This is a genomic window from Rhizobacter sp. P5_A1 (assembly GCF_056400745.1).
In genome coordinates, this window is sequence record NZ_JBFUKR010000004.1 from 107,163 (window position 1) to 122,863 (window position 15,701).

General features: G+C 68.1%; 14 protein-coding genes and 1 tRNA gene. 12 read left to right on the forward strand and 3 right to left on the reverse strand.

Annotation, left to right across the window (positions count from 1 at the left end):
• Window positions 1–80 precede the first annotated feature (80 nt).
• Together AC1DTW_RS05730 and AC1DTW_RS05735 are read left to right on the forward strand one after the other, a co-directional pair.
• A complete protein-coding gene (locus AC1DTW_RS05730) occupies window positions 81–1,007 on the forward strand; it encodes a LysR family transcriptional regulator (RefSeq protein WP_477980062.1) in 927 nt (308 codons plus the stop codon).
• 107 nt (window positions 1,008–1,114) lie between these two features.
• Window positions 1,115–1,654, forward strand: coding sequence for a DUF1697 domain-containing protein (locus AC1DTW_RS05735; RefSeq protein WP_477980064.1), 540 nt, complete (start codon window positions 1,115–1,117; stop codon window positions 1,652–1,654).
• Window positions 1,655–1,862: 208 nt separating this feature from the next.
• Here AC1DTW_RS05735 and AC1DTW_RS05740 read toward each other — a convergent pair whose 3' ends face one another.
• Together AC1DTW_RS05740 and AC1DTW_RS05745 are read right to left on the reverse strand one after the other, a co-directional pair.
• Entirely contained in the window at window positions 1,863–3,536 is a 1,674-nt protein-coding gene (locus tag AC1DTW_RS05740) for an acetate--CoA ligase (RefSeq protein ID WP_477980066.1), read from the reverse strand.
• Window positions 3,537–3,620: 84 nt separating this feature from the next.
• Window positions 3,621–4,109 (reverse strand): GNAT family N-acetyltransferase, encoded by a 489-nt coding sequence (locus AC1DTW_RS05745; RefSeq protein ID WP_477980067.1) that lies wholly within the window; start codon window positions 4,107–4,109, stop codon window positions 3,621–3,623.
• Window positions 4,110–4,179: 70 nt separating this feature from the next.
• On the opposite strand from AC1DTW_RS05745, the gene AC1DTW_RS05750 reads away from it, so the two are divergent.
• The 5 genes from AC1DTW_RS05750 to AC1DTW_RS05770 all read left to right on the forward strand — a co-directional run bounded on the left by AC1DTW_RS05750 (window position 4,180) and on the right by AC1DTW_RS05770 (window position 10,979).
• A complete protein-coding gene (locus tag AC1DTW_RS05750) occupies window positions 4,180–5,121 on the forward strand; it encodes an alpha/beta fold hydrolase (RefSeq protein WP_477980068.1) in 942 nt (313 codons plus the stop codon).
• Window positions 5,122–5,204: 83 nt separating this feature from the next.
• Window positions 5,205–6,309 (forward strand): peptide chain release factor 2 gene (prfB, locus tag AC1DTW_RS05755; protein WP_477980069.1). Its coding sequence is split into 2 segments (ribosomal slippage): window positions 5,205–5,285 and window positions 5,287–6,309, totalling 1,104 coding nucleotides; the frame shifts between segments, so codons are not numbered across the junction.
• A 2-nt stretch (window positions 6,310–6,311) separates the two neighbouring features.
• Window positions 6,312–7,025, forward strand: coding sequence for an HAD family hydrolase (locus AC1DTW_RS05760; RefSeq protein WP_477980070.1), 714 nt, complete (start codon window positions 6,312–6,314; stop codon window positions 7,023–7,025).
• On the forward strand, window positions 7,015–9,696 hold the full coding sequence (pepN, locus tag AC1DTW_RS05765; protein WP_477980071.1) for an aminopeptidase N: 2,682 nt from the start codon (window positions 7,015–7,017) through the stop codon (window positions 9,694–9,696). Before AC1DTW_RS05760 ends, pepN begins: the two co-directional genes overlap by 11 nt.
• Before the next feature lie 20 nt (window positions 9,697–9,716).
• Window positions 9,717–10,979 carry a 6-phosphofructokinase gene (locus AC1DTW_RS05770; RefSeq protein WP_477980072.1) on the forward strand — a complete coding sequence of 421 codons (1,263 nt, stop codon included), beginning with the start codon at window positions 9,717–9,719 and terminating at the stop codon, window positions 10,977–10,979.
• A gap of 6 nt (window positions 10,980–10,985) precedes the next feature.
• Here AC1DTW_RS05770 and AC1DTW_RS05775 read toward each other — a convergent pair whose 3' ends face one another.
• Window positions 10,986–11,249 carry a DUF4212 domain-containing protein gene (locus AC1DTW_RS05775; RefSeq protein ID WP_477980073.1) on the reverse strand — a complete coding sequence of 88 codons (264 nt, stop codon included), beginning with the start codon at window positions 11,247–11,249 and terminating at the stop codon, window positions 10,986–10,988.
• A 103-nt stretch (window positions 11,250–11,352) separates the two neighbouring features.
• On the opposite strand from AC1DTW_RS05775, the gene AC1DTW_RS05780 reads away from it, so the two are divergent.
• From AC1DTW_RS05780 to AC1DTW_RS05800, 5 genes are all read left to right on the forward strand, one after another.
• Window positions 11,353–11,428 (forward strand) — tRNA-Thr (locus AC1DTW_RS05780).
• Window positions 11,429–11,842: 414 nt separating this feature from the next.
• On the forward strand, window positions 11,843–12,901 hold the full coding sequence (locus AC1DTW_RS05785; protein WP_477980074.1) for a sensor histidine kinase: 1,059 nt from the start codon (window positions 11,843–11,845) through the stop codon (window positions 12,899–12,901).
• Entirely contained in the window at window positions 12,898–14,109 is a 1,212-nt protein-coding gene (locus AC1DTW_RS05790; protein ID WP_477980075.1) for an alpha/beta fold hydrolase, read from the forward strand. The genes AC1DTW_RS05785 and AC1DTW_RS05790 overlap by 4 nt, the downstream gene beginning before the upstream one ends.
• Window positions 14,106–14,789 (forward strand): response regulator, encoded by a 684-nt coding sequence (locus tag AC1DTW_RS05795; protein ID WP_477980076.1) that lies wholly within the window; start codon window positions 14,106–14,108, stop codon window positions 14,787–14,789. The genes AC1DTW_RS05790 and AC1DTW_RS05795 overlap by 4 nt, the downstream gene beginning before the upstream one ends.
• A gap of 115 nt (window positions 14,790–14,904) precedes the next feature.
• Entirely contained in the window at window positions 14,905–15,699 is a 795-nt protein-coding gene (locus AC1DTW_RS05800) for a hypothetical protein (RefSeq protein ID WP_477980077.1), read from the forward strand.
• Window positions 15,700–15,701: the final 2 nt, after the last annotated feature.

Below are 15,701 nucleotides of genomic sequence, written 5' to 3' on the forward strand. Positions count from 1 at the left end.
TGGCGAAAGCGCACAATCATGGTCAGATCGATCGATAGATCCGATCAGTCGGATCAGCCCGATCGACACCGGAGTCGCGCATGCCCACCGCCCCACCCCGCCATGCCGCCGCCGCACCGCATCCGGAGCATGCACGGCTGCGCATGAACCTGCGCCAGCTCGAGGTGTTCGTCGCAACCGCGCACGGCGGCTCGACCCGGGCCGGGGCCGAACGCGTCGCGCGCTCGCAGTCGGCCGCGAGCACCGCAATCGCCGACCTCGAAGCGGCGCTCGGCGCCCCGCTGTTCGACCGCCTGGGCCGGCGCCTGGTGCTCAACGAGAACGGCCGCGCGCTGTTGCCGCGCGCCGCGGCGCTGCTGGCCGATGCGGGCGAGGTGCAGCACCTGTTCGGCGCCGAGCACGCGGTGCCGCTGCGCGTGGCCGCGAGCTTCACGATCGGCGAATACCTGCTGCCCGAGCGGGTCGCCGAGTGGAAGGTCGCCCACCCCGGCAGCCACCTGCGCATGCGCGTCTCGAACACCAACGACGTGATCGATGCCGTGGCCCGTCACGAGGCGGACATCGGCTTCGTCGAAGGCGCCCGCACGCATCCCGATCTGCTGGTGCGCCCCTGGCTCAGCGACGAGCTCGTCGTCTTCGCCGCGCCGACCCACCCGCTGGCCCGGCGCACGCTCGGCATCGACCAGCTGCGCAGCGCGTCGTGGGTGGTGCGCGAACCCGGCTCCGGCACGCGCGAGGCCACCGACCGCTGGCTGCTCGAACACCTCGGCGCGATCGACATCGAGTACGAGCTCGGCAGCACCGAAGCGATCAAGCGCCTCGTCGGCTTCGGCGCGGGCATCGGCTGCGTCTCGCGCTACGCGGTCGCGCAGGCGTTCGACGAAGGCTGGCTCGTCGCGCTGCGCACGCGCCTGCCGAAAGCCGTACGGCGGCTCGCGACGGTGGTGCATCGCGGGCGACCCCTGGGCGGCGCAGCGGCGGCGTTCATGCGCCATTGCCGGGGATGATGGGACCATGCGACCCGTGACCTCCACATGCCGAGGTGCGCGCCTTCGACGCAGCCGTCAGGCCAGCGCCGCCGTGTGCCACCGGCCGCGCGGATATGCTCGCGGCCATGACCCGCTGCATCGCCTTCCTGCGTGCCGTCAACGTCGGCGGCCGCCTCGTCAAGATGGACGCGCTGCGCGCCGCGTTCGAGGAACTCGGCCTGGCCGACGTGAGCACCTTCATCGCGAGCGGCAACGTGATCTTCGAGACGCGGGCGCGGGCGCTCGGCGCACTCGAGCGCAAGCTCGAGGCGCAGCTCGCGACGGCCTTCGGCTTCGAGATCGACACCTTCATCCGCACCGCGGCCGACCTGGCCGCCGCCGCCGCGCATGCGCCGTTCGAGGCGGCGCTCAGCGACGGTGTGCAGACCCGCGTCGTCGGCTTCCTGCGCGAGCCGCCCGGCGCGGACGCGCGCGCGACCCTGGCCGCGATGAACAGCGAGGTCGATCGCTTCTCGCTGAACGGCCGCGAGCTGTACTGGTGGAGCCGCCTGAAGCAGAGCGAATCGACCTTCTCGAACGCCGCGTTCGAGAAGGCGCTGCGCATGCGCGCGACCTTTCGCGGGCTGAACACGCTGCAGCGGATCGTCGCGCTGCGGACGGTATAGCCGAGCCGAGCCGCGGTTCGCCACCGCCGTGAAAGCAGCCGGGCACCCGAACTGTCTGGGTCCCGACGCGCTCAACCACGACCCGCCGACGATCGCCGGCATCCCTCTCGGAGGGCTGCTGGCGCTGCCGTTTCTGCCGCACGCCGCATTGACGGGGAAGTGCATGCCGTGACCGAAGCAGTTCGAGACGCCGGCCGCCGCGCGCCGCTCAGCGCGCGACCGCCGCGGCCCGCGCCTCCTCCTGCAGGCGCAGCACGCGCCGCTGCACCTTGCCGGTCGTCGTCATCGGCAGGGCCGCGATGAACTCGATCTCCTTCGGGTACTCGTAGGGCGCGAGCTTGCCGCGCACGTGCCGCTGCAGTTCCGCGACCAGCTCCGGCGTGCCCTCGAAACCCGGCGCGAGCACGACGTAGGCCTTGACCAGCGCGCCGCGTTCGGGGTCGGGTTTCGGCACGACGGCGGCGTTCGCGACCGCGGCGTGCTTGACCAGGCAGTTCTCGATCTCGCTCGGGCCGATGCGGTAGCCGGCGGCCTTGAACACGTCGTCACCGCGGCCCTGGTACCAGAGGTAGCCATCGGCATCCATCACCGCGAGGTCGCCGGTACGGCACCAGCTGCTCGCCGGGTCGCCGCTGAACTTGCCCCGTGTCGCGGTCTCGTTCTTCCAGTAGCCGAGGAAGAAGACCGGGTCGAGATCGCCGTGCACATCGCGCCGGTGCAGCGCGACATCGCCCGGCGTGCCGCGCGGGCATTCGCGGCCTTCGTCGTCGATCACCGCGACCCGATGGCCGGGATAGGGGCGGCCCATGCTGCCGGCGCGCGCCGGCCAGCGCGCATGCGAGTTGCCGACGATGTAGTTCATCTCGGTCTGGCCGAACATCTCGTTGACCGGCACGCCGAGCGCCTGCTGGCACCACGCGAACACCGCGTCGCCGACCGCCTCGCCGGCGCTCATGATCGCGCGCAGCCGCAGCGCGTAGCGCTCGCGCGGCGCCGGCACCGCCTTCATCATCGCCTTCAGCGCGGTCGGGAACAGGAAGGTGTGCGTGACGCGGTGGCGCTGCATCAGCTCGAACGCGGTCTCGGGCGCAAAGCGACCCTGGTAGCCGACGATGCCGCGGCCGAAGTACAGCGTCGGCAGCAGCGCATCCATCAGCCCGCCGGTCCACGCCCAGTCCGCGGGCGACCAGAACACCGCGTCGTCCTGCGCAAACCAGTTCTGGCTCGCGACGAAGCCGGGGAGATTGCCGATCAACGCGCGATGCGGGATCAATGCGCCCTTCGGCGGCCCGGTCGTGCCGCTGGTGTAGATCAGCACCGCCCCGTCGTCGCAGCGCGTCTCGACCGGCACGAACGTGGCGGGCTCACGGGCGCAGAGCTCGGACCAGTCCAGATCGCCCTGCCCCTGCGCAGCGCCGACCGCGAGCAGCGTCTCTAGCTTCGGGCACGCGGGCCGTGCCTCGCGCAGGTTCGCGATGCCGCTCTCGTCGACGATCGCGACGCGCGCATCGCTGTCGACCAGCCGGTACTCGAGCGCCTCGGGCCCGAACAGCATCGACAGCGGCACGCCGATCGCGCCGAGCTGGTACAGCGCGATGTGCGCGACCGCGGTCTCGAAGCGCTGCGGCATCACGATCGCGACCCGGTCGCCGCGCGCGACACCGAGGCGCCGCAACGCATGCGACAAGCGGTTCGCCGCGCGTTGCAGATCGGCATAGGTGTGCATCGCGATGCGGCCGTCTTCATGCTCGCAGCGCAGCGCGATTCGCTGCGGCGTGTCGCGGGCCCAGCGCGCGCAGCAGGCTTGCGCGATGTTGAAATCGGGCGGCACGTGCCAGCGGAAGCTCCGATGGAGGGCGGCCCAGTCGTCGATCGGTGGCATGTTCGCTCTCATTGTTGGCGGCCCGACATCACCTGCTGCATGCCGTCGGCGCCGCGCGACCCTGAGTTGCCACGCCGGTGGTCGTCAGGTGCCCAGAGCTTGCAGCGCCTCGCCGGTGACGCGGCAGATGCGCCACTCCGGCATCACGGTCGCGCCCATGCGCTCGTAGAAGCGGATCGCGTTCTCGTTCCAGTCGAGCACGCTCCACTCGAATCGCCCGTAGTCGCGCTCGACCGCGATCGCCGCGAGCCGGGTCAGCAGTGCCTCGCCGATGCCGGCGCCGCGCTGCTCGGGCTTCACGTACAGGTCTTCGAGGTACAGGCCCGGCTGCGCCAGGAAGGTCGAGAAGTTCGTGAAGAACAGCGCGAACGCGACGACCTCGCCGCCCCGCTCCGCGACCAGCGCCTCGGCCGCCGGGCGCTCGCCGAACAGCTGCGGGCGCAGCTTCTCGGGCGTCACCTGGAGCAGGTGCGTCAGCTGCTCGAACTCGGCCAGGTCGCGGATCAGCTGGACGATCGCGCCGATGTCGCGCAGCTCGGCGTTGCGCAAGGTGAAGGGTGTGGCTGGGTTCATCCGTGCATTCTCGCATCGGCTGTCGCGGCGCCGACAGCACGCTCGGCGCGCGCCGCGTACAGTGCCGCGCATGAGTTCATCCGCCGCCGCCGACGACACGTACCCGATCCGGCGCCCGAGCCGCAGCCGCTTCATCACCGTGCGCGGCCTGCGCCACCACGTGCTCGAATGGGGCGATGCCTCGATGGTCACGGCCGATCGCCCGCCGCTGCTGATGCAGCACGGCTGGATGGACGTGGCCGCGTCGTTCCAGTTCGTCGTCGATGCGCTGCCGACCGACCGCCACGTGCTCGCGTTCGACTGGCGCGGCTTCGGCCTGACCGACACGCCGGCCGCCGACACCTACTGGCTGCCCGACTACCTCGGCGACCTCGATGCCGCGCTCGACATCCTGTTCTTCGACGCCGCGCCCGCGCGGCCGATCGACCTGCTCGGCCACAGCATGGGCGGCAACGCCGTGATGCTGTACGGCGGGCTGCGCCCGCAGCGCATCCGCCGCCTCGTCAACCTCGAGGGCTTCGGCATGCCGGTGACGAAGCCCGCGCAATCGCCAAAGCGCATCGTGCAATGGCTGGACGAGCTGAAGACGCCGGCCGAGCTGCGCGACTACGCCAGCCTGGGCGAGGTCGCCGCGCGGCTGCGCAAGACGAATCCGCTGCTGGCGCCGCAGCGCGCCGCGTGGCTCGCGCAGCACTGGTCGCGGCAACGGCCCGATGGACGCTACGAGATCCTCGGCGACCCGGTGCACAAGCGCAGCAGCCCGACGCTGTACCAGCGCGACGAAGTCCTCGAGACCTGGAAGCTGATCACGGCCCCGGTGCTGTGGATCGAAGGCGACCAGACCGACATCGCGCGCTGGTGGGGCACACGCTACACGAAGGCCGAGTTCCATCAGCGGCTCGACGTCGTGGCGCAGGTCGAACGCCAGGTGCTGGCGCCGGCCGGGCACATGCTGCACCACGACCAGCCCGAGGCGCTGGCGCAGCGGCTCGAAGCCTTCCTGGGGTCGTAGAGCCTGTCAACGCGCCGAGCGCCGGGGTGCGTCGTAAAATCGCGCCCTTCGGGCCAGCAGGCCCGGCCCAACGAAAGCAATTCATGGACGTCGAACACATCAATGCCATCGGCAACTCCCTGGCCGACCTGACGAAGCGCACGGTCGATCTCCGGGGGTATCTTTGACTACGATCGCAAAGCGCTGAGACTGAACGAGGTCAACGCCGCGCTCGAGAACCCGAAGGTCTGGGACGAACCCAAGCGCGCCCAGGAGCTGGGGCGCGAGAAGCGCACGCTCGAGACCGTCGTCGAGACGATCGATCACCTGACCAGCAACCTCGCCGACAACACCGAGCTGTACGACATGTCGAAGGCCGACGGCGACACCGCCGGCCTGATCGCGATCGAGGCCGATGCGAACAAGCTCGAAGCGACGGTCGCGCAGCTCGAGTTCCGCCGCATGTTCAACAACCCGGCGGATCCGCTGAACTGCTTCGTCGACATCCAGGCCGGCGCCGGCGGCACCGAGGCCTGCGACTGGGCCAGCATGCTGCTGCGCCAGTACCTGAAATACGCCGAGCGCAAGGGCTTCAAGACGACGATGGAGGACGAGTCGGCCGGCGACATCGCCGGCATCAAGAGCGCGACGATCAAGGTCGAGGGCGACTACGCATTCGGCCTGCTGCGCACCGAGACCGGCGTGCACCGCCTCGTGCGCAAGAGCCCGTTCGACTCGGCCGGCGGGCGCCACACCAGCTTCGCGAGCATCTTCGTCTATCCCGAGGTCGACGACTCGATCGAGATCGACATCAATCCGTCGGACGTGCGCACCGACACCTTCCGCGCCAGCGGCGCCGGCGGCCAGCACATCAACAAGACCGACTCGGCGGTGCGCCTGACGCACATCCCGACCGGCATCGTCGTGCAATGCCAGGACGGCCGCAGCCAGCACAGCAACCGCGACGTCGCGTGGAAGCGACTGCGTTCGCGCCTGTACGACCACGAAATGCGCAAGCGCATGGAAGAGCAGCAGAAGCTCGAGGACACCAAGACCGATGTCGGCTGGGGCCACCAGATCCGCTCGTACGTGCTCGACCAGAGCCGCATCAAGGACCTGCGCACCAACCTCGAGATCAGCAACACCCAGAAGGTGCTCGACGGCGATCTCGATCCGTTCATCGAAGCCAGCCTGAAACAGGGAGTCTGAGCTTGAGGGCCTTCCTGTTCGACCTCGACGGCACCTTGATCGACAGCATGCCGCACCACCAGAACGCGTGGACCGCGTGGTATGCGCGGCGCGGTCTGGCGCTGAACGCGGGCGAGTTCTTCGCGTCGACCGCCGGACGCTCGAACGCCGAGATCCTGCTCGACCTGTTCCCCTCGCACTCGGCCGACGAGCATGTCGCGATGGCCGACGAGAAGGACGCGATCTACCGCGAGTTCGCGGCGCGTTCGCTGGTGTTGATCGACGGCGCGCAGGCCTTCGTCGAACAGGCGCGCGCCGGCGGACTGCGGCTCGCGGTGTGCACCGCGTCGACCTTGCCGAACATGGCGCTCGCGTTCGATCGCCACGGCATCGACGGCTGGGTCGAGACCGTCGTCAGCCCCGCCGACAGGGACTCGGGGCCGGGCCCCGGGGCCCGCCTGCGCGGCAAGCCGCATCCGGACATCTTTCTCGAAGCCGCGCGACGTCTCGGCATCGCCCCGGAAGACTGCGTCGTGTTCGAGGACGCGCCGCTCGGCGTCGAAGGCGCGCGGCGCGCCGGCATGAAGGCGGTGGCGCTGACGACCACGCTGCCCGCCGAGGCCTTTGCCGAGTTCGACAACATCATCGCGATCGCCCCCGATTTCACGACACTTGCTCTGGCTGAATTGACAACGGCCTACAAGAGCGCTCACAAGAAGGCACCCCATGACGCGTGAAGGCACCGCCACCGTGATCCGCCGCAGCGACTACACCGCGCCGGCCTACTGGATCCGCAGCGTCGATCTGAGCTTCGACCTCGACCCAGCCAAGACGATGGTCGTCAACCGGATGCAGGTCGAGCGCAACACCGAGGTGGCGGCGCAGCCGCTGCGCCTGCACGGCGAAGACATCGTGCTGACCCGGGTCTCGGTGAATGGCGCGTCGGTGTCGTTCCGCCACGAAGACGGCATGCTGGTGATCGACTCGCTGCAGGAGATGCCGGCCGGCCCGTTCACGCTCGAGGTCCGCAACACCTGCGCACCCGAGAAGAACACCCAGCTGTCGGGGCTGTACACCTCGGGCGGCGGCTTCTTCACGCAGTGCGAAGCCGAGGGCTTCCGGCGCATCACCTACTTTCTCGACCGCCCCGACGTGATGGCGGTCTACAGCGTCACGCTGCGCGCGAACAAGGCCTTGTTCCCGGTGCTGCTGAGCAACGGCAACCTCGTCGAGCAAGGCGAGCTCGAAGGCGGTCGCCATTTCGCGAAATGGCACGACCCGTTCCCGAAGCCGAGCTACCTGTTCGCGCTCGTCGCGGCCGACCTGGTCGCGCGCCAGCAGCAGATCCGCACGCGCTCGGGCAAGGATCACCTGCTGCAGGTCTATGTGCGCCGCGGCGACCTCGACAAGACCGAGCACGCGATGAACTCGCTGATCGCCGCGATCGTGTGGGACGAGGCGCGCTTCAAGCTGCCGCTCGACCTCGAGCGCTTCATGATCGTCGCGGTCGCGGACTACAACAGCGGCGCGATGGAGAACAAGGGCCTGAACCTGTTCAACACCAAGTACGTGCTGGCCTCGCCCGCGACCGCGACCGACGACAACTACGCCGACATCGAATCGGTCGTCGGCCACGAGTACTTCCACAACTGGACCGGCAACCGCGTCACCTGCCGCGACTGGTTCCAGCTCAGCCTGAAGGAAGGCCTGACGGTCTTCCGCGATCAGGAATTCAGCATGGACATGGCCGGGCCGCCAAGCGCGCGCGCGGTCAAGCGCATCCAGGACGTGCGCGCGCTGCGCGAGGTCCAGTTCCCCGAAGACGCCGGCCCGATGGCGCACCCGGTGCGGCCCGACAGCTACATCCAGATCAACAACTTCTACACGCCGACGGTCTACGAGAAGGGTGCCGAGGTCGTGCGCATGATGCACACGCTGGTCGGGCGCGAGGGCTTCGCGAACGGCATCGCGCTGTACTTCGAGCGCTTCGACGGCCAGGCCGTGACCTGCGACGATTTCGTGCAGGCGATCGCCGACGCGAACCCGGCGAGCGAGCTTGCGCGCAAGCTGCCGCAGTTCAAGCGCTGGTACGAGCAGGCCGGCACACCGCGCCTCACCGCGCGCGGGCGCTATGACGCGCCGTCGCGCACCTACACGCTCGGCATCGAGCAGACCGGCGCCGAAACGGGCAGCACCACGAGAGAGCCGTTCGTGATCCCGCTGACGATCGGCCTGGTCGGGCGCGACGGCACGCCGCTGCCGGTGCAGCTCGAAGACGAGGCGACCGGCGGCGCGACCGAGCGCGTGCTGGTGCTCGACGACGCGCGCCACTTCTTCACTTTCGTCAACGTCGACGCCGAGCCGGTGCCTTCGCTGCTGCGCGGATTCTCGGCGCCGGTCGTGCTGGTCGACGGCCTGCCGGACGCCGATCTGCTCGTGCTGCTGCAGCACGACACCGACCCGTTCAACCGCTGGGAGGCCGGCCAGCGCCTCGCGCTGAGCCGGCTGCTCGCGGCGGCCCGCAGCGAGACGCCTTTCGAGCTCGACACCCCGTTCATCGAAGCGATGCGCGCGGTGCTGCGCCACCCCACCCTCGATGCCGCGTTCAAGGATCTGGTGCTGACGCTGCCGTCCGAGAGCTACATGGCCGAGCAGCTTTCGCCGGTCGATCCGCCGCGCATTCACGCCGCGCGGATGGGGCTGATGAAGCAGCTCGCGCGCGCGCTGCGCGCCGACTGGGAGTGGGCCTTCGAGGCACACCATGTCGGCGGCAGCTACTCGCCCGATTCGCTCTCGGCCGGCAGGCGCGCGCTCGCGAACCGGGCCCTGGCGATGCTGTGCCTCGATGCGGTCGCGCAAGGCGAATCCGTCTGGCCGGGCCGCGCCTATCAGCGCTTCAAGGACGCGACGAACATGACCGATCGCCTCGGCGCGCTGAGCGCGCTGGTGCGCTCGCACGCGCAGCACGCCGAGCCGGCCCTGTACCGCTTCCACGAGATGTTCCGGCACGAACCGCTCGTGATCGACACCTGGTTTGCGCTGCAGGCCGGCGCCCCGGAGCTCGATGGCCGCGTCTTCACGCGCTTCAAGCAGCTGCTGAAGCACCCGGATTTCTCGATCCGCAACCCGAACCGCGCGCGCAGCCTGATCGCGACCTTCTGCGCCGGCAACCCGGCCGCGTTCCACCGCGGCGACGCCGCCGGCTACGTGTTCTGGGCCGACCACGTGATCGAGCTCGACGCGATCAATCCGCAGCTCGCGGCGCGCTTCGCGCGTGTGCTCGATCGATGGAGCCAGCTCGCCGAGCCCTACCGGAGCGCGGCGCGCGTGGCGATCCAGCGCGTCGCGTCGAAGCCCGAGCTGTCGGGCAACGTGCGCGAGATTGTCACGAACGCGCTGGCAAACTGAACCCTGGAGGATCGACCCTGATGGCCAAGACGAAGACGAACGCGTTCTACGCACAGTCGGGCGGCGTGACCGCGGTGATCAACGCGTCCGCCTGCGGCGTGATCGAGACGGCGCGGGCGCACAAAGACCGCATCGGCAAGGTCTACGCCGGCCGCAACGGCATCATCGGCGCGCTGACCGAGGACCTGATCGACACGACCAAGGAATCGGCCGCCGCGATCGCCGCGCTGCGCTCGACGCCGTCGGGCGCGTTCGGCTCGTGCCGCTACAAGCTCAAGTCGCTCGAGACGCACCGGCGCGAGTACGAGCGCCTGATCGAGGTCTTCCGGGCGCACGACATCGGCTACTTCTTCTACAACGGCGGCGGCGATTCGGCCGACACCTGCTTCAAGGTCAGCCAGCTCAGCGAGGCGCTGGGCTACCCGCTGCAGGCGATCCATGTGCCGAAGACGATCGACAACGACCTTCCGATCACCGATTGCTGCCCGGGTTTCGGCTCGGTCGCGAAGTACGTCGCGGTCTCGACGCTCGAAGCCTCGTTCGACGTGCGCTCGATGGCGAAGACCTCGACCAAGGTCTTCGTCGTCGAGGTGATGGGCCGGCACGCCGGCTGGATCGCCGCGGCCGGCGGGCTGATCGAGGCGCAAGGCATCCCGGTCGTGATCCTGTTCCCCGAGATCGTGTTCGACGAGAAGGCGTTCCTCGCGCGCGTCGACAAGCTCGTGAAGGCACATGGCTTCTGCACCGTCGTCGTCTCCGAGGGCTGCCACCATGCGGACGGCACGTTCCTCGCCGAACAGGGCGCGCGCGACGCGTTCGGCCATGCGCAGCTCGGCGGCGCAGCGCCGGTCGTCGCGAACCTGATCAAGAACGCGCTCGGCCACAAGTTCCATTGGGCCGTCGCCGATTACCTGCAGCGCGCGGCCCGGCACATCGCATCGGCGACCGACGTCAAGCAGGCCTACGACCTCGGCAAGCGCGCGGTCGAGCTCGCGCTGAAGGGCCACAACGCGGTGATGCCGACGATCGAGCGCGTCTCCGACACGCCCTACAAGTACCGGATCGGCGTCGCACCGCTGGCGAAGGTCGCGAACGTCGAGAAGTTCATGCCGCGCGACTTCATCACGAAGGACGGCTACGGCATCACCGACAAGTGCCGGCGCTACCTGACGCCGCTGATCCAGGGCGAGGACTACCCGAAGTACAAGGCCGGACTGCCGGTGTACGTGACGCTGAAGAACACGCCGGTTGCGAAGAAGCTGGCCGCATTCGAGCTGAGGTAGGCGCCGTCACGGCTGTGGATCCTCCTGGACGCCGTGCTCGACGTCGAGCTTGTTCATGCGGCGCGCGTAGAACCAGACGATCACGCAATACACGATGAGCGCGCCCTGCGCGGCGACCCAGAAGCTGAACGGCCAGCCGAACAGCGAGAAGTTCAGATCGCGGGCGAAGAAGCTCAGCACGAAGGTCACGAAGAACCAGATCGCCAGAAGCACCCCGGTCATCCCGAGGTTCTTTCTCCAGTGAGAGCGCTGCTGTTCCGTCCGTCGCATCGAACTGTCCTCATGTGAATCGGCCGGCGCCGAGTCTGCATCCAAACCGCCCGCGAGGAACTTGCCGGAGCGTGCGTCGCAGATCGCTATAATCCCTGGTTTCGCCGGTGTAGCTCAGTTGGTAGAGCAGCGCATTCGTAATGCGAAGGTCGGGAGTTCGACTCTTCTCACCGGCACCAGTACCGTAGAGGGCCCGCCAGTGAGCGGGCCCTCTCTTTTTGGGCCGCGTGCCGGCCGAGCGGCTCGCAAATCTGCCATTTGGCGGAGCGGCTCAAGCCAGCTACTGGCAGCGCGCGCCGAGGCAGGCTGGGGCCGCGAACTTCCGCTCGGCCTTGACTCGCTGTGCGGCAGTTGCGCAGCAGCGCTTGCTGTCGATGGCCGCCGAGGCCGCTACTCACGGTCTCGGTCACCTTGCGGTCATTCGTCGAGGCGGCACAGCGTCTACCTGAACCGTTCTTCAGGCTTTCTTCATCTTCGAGCCGGAGATTGGCGGTTCAATCGCTACTCATGAAGCCCTACATGCGCACCCCGGTTGACCTCAGATGATGACTCGAACCCCGTCGTGGTGGCGGCACCTCGCCCGGCCTTCAGTCATGCGCCGCCTGATCGTGGCGCAAATGGTGCTGTTGCTGCAGCTATGGGGCGCGATGCTGCTGTGGATGCAGCCGGTCGCCAGCGAGCCAGGGCATTCGCGCCACATGCTCGATGGTGGCCTGGTCATCGTGCCGATCGTCATCAGCGCGATGCTGCTTTTGATACCGGCATGGCTGGCGGCGCGGGTCGTGCTGCAGCCGTGGCGCAAGCTCAGCGAAGAGATCGCCGCGCGCGGTCCGAGCGACCTGGCGCCGCTCTCGTTCGGACCCAGGCAGCAGGAGCTGCGTCCGCTGGTGCATTCGGTCAACGCGCTGCTGGAGCGAGTGCGCGAAGGCGCGCAGCGCGAGAGACGATTCATTGCCGACGCAGCTCACGAACTGCGTACGCCGCTGTCAGCCATGCGGGTCAACGTCGAAGCGCTGCAGCGCCGCGTGATGGATCCGGGCGCCAGCGAGTTGCTCGACGGCATGGTGCAAAGCGGCGACCGCGCGGCACGGCTTGTGGGCCAGCTGCTGCAGCTCATGCGCACTGATGCGGTCGAAGACACCCGCGCATGGCGGCCTGTGCGTCTGGACAATCTGGTCGCCGAGTGCCTGGCAACACTATCGTCCCTGCCCCGGCCACGCAATATCGAGTTGCGGCTCGACGCGACGCATCCAGTGATGGTGACCGGCGATATGGAGAGCCTGGCGTCGATGATCGACAACGTGGTCGAGAACGCGATCAAGTACTCGCCATCGAACGGCACGGTGTTGGTCTGCGTCAAGTCCAAGGAAGAGCAAGCCGTCCTCACCGTGATTGATGAGGGGCCGGGAATTGCGCCTGCCTTGCACTCGCGTGTCTTCGACCGCTTCTACCGTAGCCCGGGGCAGACGCAAAGCGGCAGCGGCCTGGGTCTGGCGATCGTGAAGGCGGCCGCCGAGCAGCACCGGGGGACGGTGTCTCTCGCAACGGGGGCGTCCGGTCGGGGGCTGCGCGTGACAGTCGCATTGCCGCTGATGTTCGACGACACGCTCGCCGGCCCTGCGTCGCATTCCACTTCGCCGTCGTCGACATGACGCAACAAGAGACCACCAGCCACGCCGACAGGAAAGGCAAGTTGCGCCAGGCCGCTCGACGCCAAGCCATGGCGGCGATCTTCCTGACCGCGTTTTCCATGTTTTCGCCGGCTCCCGATCTGCGCCCCAGACCGCAGCTGCCGGTCAAGTATCAGATGGTCAAGCCGACCGACCCGCCGCGGCGCGGCTTCGGCGGCTTGGCGTGGGGCGGCGAACCGCCGACTCAAGACACACCCATGCCGGCAGCCGGCAACCCGGACGCGCCGGTGCGGGCCGGCCTGCCGCCGTATCACCCGTTTCGTTCCGAGGAAGCCAAGGCGCGCTACCTGTCGCTCTACGACACGAGAGCACGCGATTGGCCGGTGCCTTGCGAGACGATCCGCGTGCCCGGCGTGTTCGGCGAGACGTTCGTGCGTGTGAGTGGCTCCGCCGGCGCGCCGCCCATGGTGCTGCTGCACGGCATCAGCAGCAACTCGCTGGCGTGGATACCCAACGTCGCGGCACTCGCGCGCGGCCACCGTGTGTATGCGGTGGACCATGTTCAGGATGGCGGCCGCAGCGTCGGCACTCGCCCGATCGCGGGCCTGAGCGACCACCTGGCGTGGCTCGACGGCTTGTTCGACCGGCTTGGGCTCACCACGAACGTGAATCTGGTCGGCCTGTCGTATGGCGGCTGGCTGGCAGCGCAATACGCGCTGGCGCGCCCACAACGGCTGCACAGGCTCGTCATGATCGCGCCCGCCGGTGTCGTGCTCCCGTTGTCATCCGAGTGGGTCGCGCGGGCGGTGGCATGTGCGATTCCGCTGCGCTATTTCACGCGCAGCTTTTTGCATTGGTTGCTGCATGACCTTGCGCAACGCCCGGCCTCGGAGCGGCCCAACTTCGACGAAATCGTCAGCGAGGCCTGGACCACGTTGCGTTGCCTCGCGCCGCGCACGATGGTGCCACCGACGGTCATGACGGATGAACAGCTGCAAGAGTTGGCAGTGCCTGTGCTCTATCTGGTCGGCGAGAACGAAAAAATCTGTGCGCCCTTGCGGGCACTGGAACGGCTCAAGACCGTTGCCCCGCGCATCACGCACGAACTGATCGCCGGCGCGGGCCATGATCTGACGCTGGTCAAGGCCGCAGAGGTCAACCGCGCGGTTCTCGACTTCCTGGCGGGCGCATCGCCCAGCCCATCCGACCCACATCGAACCGCGTCATGAACGTGCTGCTTGTCGAAGACGACATGACCCTGGGCAACGGCGTGCGCATTGCGCTCGGCGACCAGGGCATGAGCGTGGTATGGGTGCGGCGCATGGAAGACGCGGCACGTGCCGTCGCAGCCGGTGACTGTGACCTCATGGTGCTCGACCTCGGTTTGCCCGATGGCGACGGTTTGTCGCTGCTGAGTTCGTTGCGACACGATGGGCACAGCCTGCCAGTGCTCATCCTGACCGCTCGCGACAGCCTGGATGACCGGCTGCGTGGCCTGGACGGCGGCGCCGACGACTACCTTGTCAAGCCTTTCGCGCTGGCCGAGCTGGTGTCGCGACTGCGTGCCCTGGCCCGGCGCAGCGCCAATTCCGACAGCGCGACCACCGAGCTTCGCGGGCTGCGCGTTCACGAATCGCCGCAATGCGTCATCGTCGAAGGCCACACGGTGGGCCTGTCGCGCAGCGAGTACCGGCTGCTGACGGCCATGCTGAAACGTCCCGACCGCGTGCTCACGCGCCGCGCGCTGGAAGAGCAGGTTCTGCCCAGTGGGATCGCCAACGAGAGCAACGTGCTGGACGTCCACATCTCCAACCTGCGCCGCAAGATCGGACAGGGCTACATCCGCACCGTGCGCGGCGTCGGCTATGTGATCGACTCGCTCCCGAGTCGCGAGGCTGGCCGCAAGTGAAAGGTCTCCTGCGCGTTCAGGATGACGTCATGCCGACCGATTGAGTCCACGCGTTGCTTGCGTCGAGACTGTGATGCTTAGATGCTTCAAAGCTCAGTTCCCCAGCAAGGCGTCCTTGAAGCCCTTCAGTGCCGGTCACAACGACGCGACGTTCATGGCCAGCTACTGGGCACAAGTCAAGTCGATGTACCAGAAGATCGGCGCGACGGGCCAACCCACGCTGGTCAACCTCGAACCGGACTTCTGGGGTTACGTCCTGGCAACAGCACCCGGCGGCGACCCTGCGAAGTTGCCGGCACGCGCGAGCACGACGGCGGAATGCGCGAGCCAACCGGATAGCGCCGCCGGCGTTGCGGGATGCCTGCTGACGCTCGGGCGCACCTACGCGCCCAAGGCGAAGATCGGGTTTCCGCCGTCCTTCTTTGGAAGAGATGCGACCACTGTCGGCAACTTCATGGCGAAACTCGGTGCAGACAAGGCCGACTTCATCGTGGCGCAGACGAGCGATCGTGATGCCGGTTGCTTTGAAGTCGCATCGCCAGTGCCTGAGTGTGCGGGGCGCGGCAATGGACCGTTCTACTGGGACGAGAGCAACGTCGCGACACCCAACTTCAGTCAGAGCCTTGCCCAGTGGAGCACCGTGCGAAGCCTTGTCGGCAATCTGCCGATGTTGTTCTGGCAAACGCCGATGGGAGTGCCCTCGGCAACTCCCGGTGGCAGTCCAGGCCACTACCGGGACAACCGTGTCCACTACATGCTCACAAACCCGACGCGGTACACCGACATCGGTGTGTTTGCGATCGTGTTCAGTGGCGGCGGGAGCACGTCGGCGAACATCACGACAGATGGCGGACAGTTCGCGCGCCTGTTCCAGGCCTACTTGGCAAACCCTGCGCCATTTCCCCAGTGAGG

Bases quoted from the DNA above. Each gene is read 5' to 3' on its own strand.
- AC1DTW_RS05730 (WP_477980062.1), top strand. From the start codon at position 81: ATGCCCACCGCCCCACCCCGCCATGCCGCCGCCGCACCGCATCCGGAG.
- AC1DTW_RS05735 (WP_477980064.1), top strand. From the start codon at position 1,115: ATGACCCGCTGCATCGCCTTCCTGCGTGCCGTCAACGTCGGCGGCCGC.
- AC1DTW_RS05740 (WP_477980066.1), bottom strand. From the start codon at position 3,536: ATGCCACCGATCGACGACTGGGCCGCCCTCCATCGGAGCTTCCGCTGG.
- AC1DTW_RS05745 (WP_477980067.1), bottom strand. From the start codon at position 4,109: ATGAACCCAGCCACACCCTTCACCTTGCGCAACGCCGAGCTGCGCGAC.
- AC1DTW_RS05750 (WP_477980068.1), top strand. From the start codon at position 4,180: ATGAGTTCATCCGCCGCCGCCGACGACACGTACCCGATCCGGCGCCCG.
- pepN (WP_477980071.1), top strand. From the start codon at position 7,015: ATGACGCGTGAAGGCACCGCCACCGTGATCCGCCGCAGCGACTACACC.
- AC1DTW_RS05770 (WP_477980072.1), top strand. From the start codon at position 9,717: ATGGCCAAGACGAAGACGAACGCGTTCTACGCACAGTCGGGCGGCGTG.
- AC1DTW_RS05775 (WP_477980073.1), bottom strand. From the start codon at position 11,249: ATGCGACGGACGGAACAGCAGCGCTCTCACTGGAGAAAGAACCTCGGG.
- AC1DTW_RS05785 (WP_477980074.1), top strand. From the start codon at position 11,843: ATGCGCCGCCTGATCGTGGCGCAAATGGTGCTGTTGCTGCAGCTATGG.
- AC1DTW_RS05790 (WP_477980075.1), top strand. From the start codon at position 12,898: ATGACGCAACAAGAGACCACCAGCCACGCCGACAGGAAAGGCAAGTTG.
- AC1DTW_RS05795 (WP_477980076.1), top strand. From the start codon at position 14,106: ATGAACGTGCTGCTTGTCGAAGACGACATGACCCTGGGCAACGGCGTG.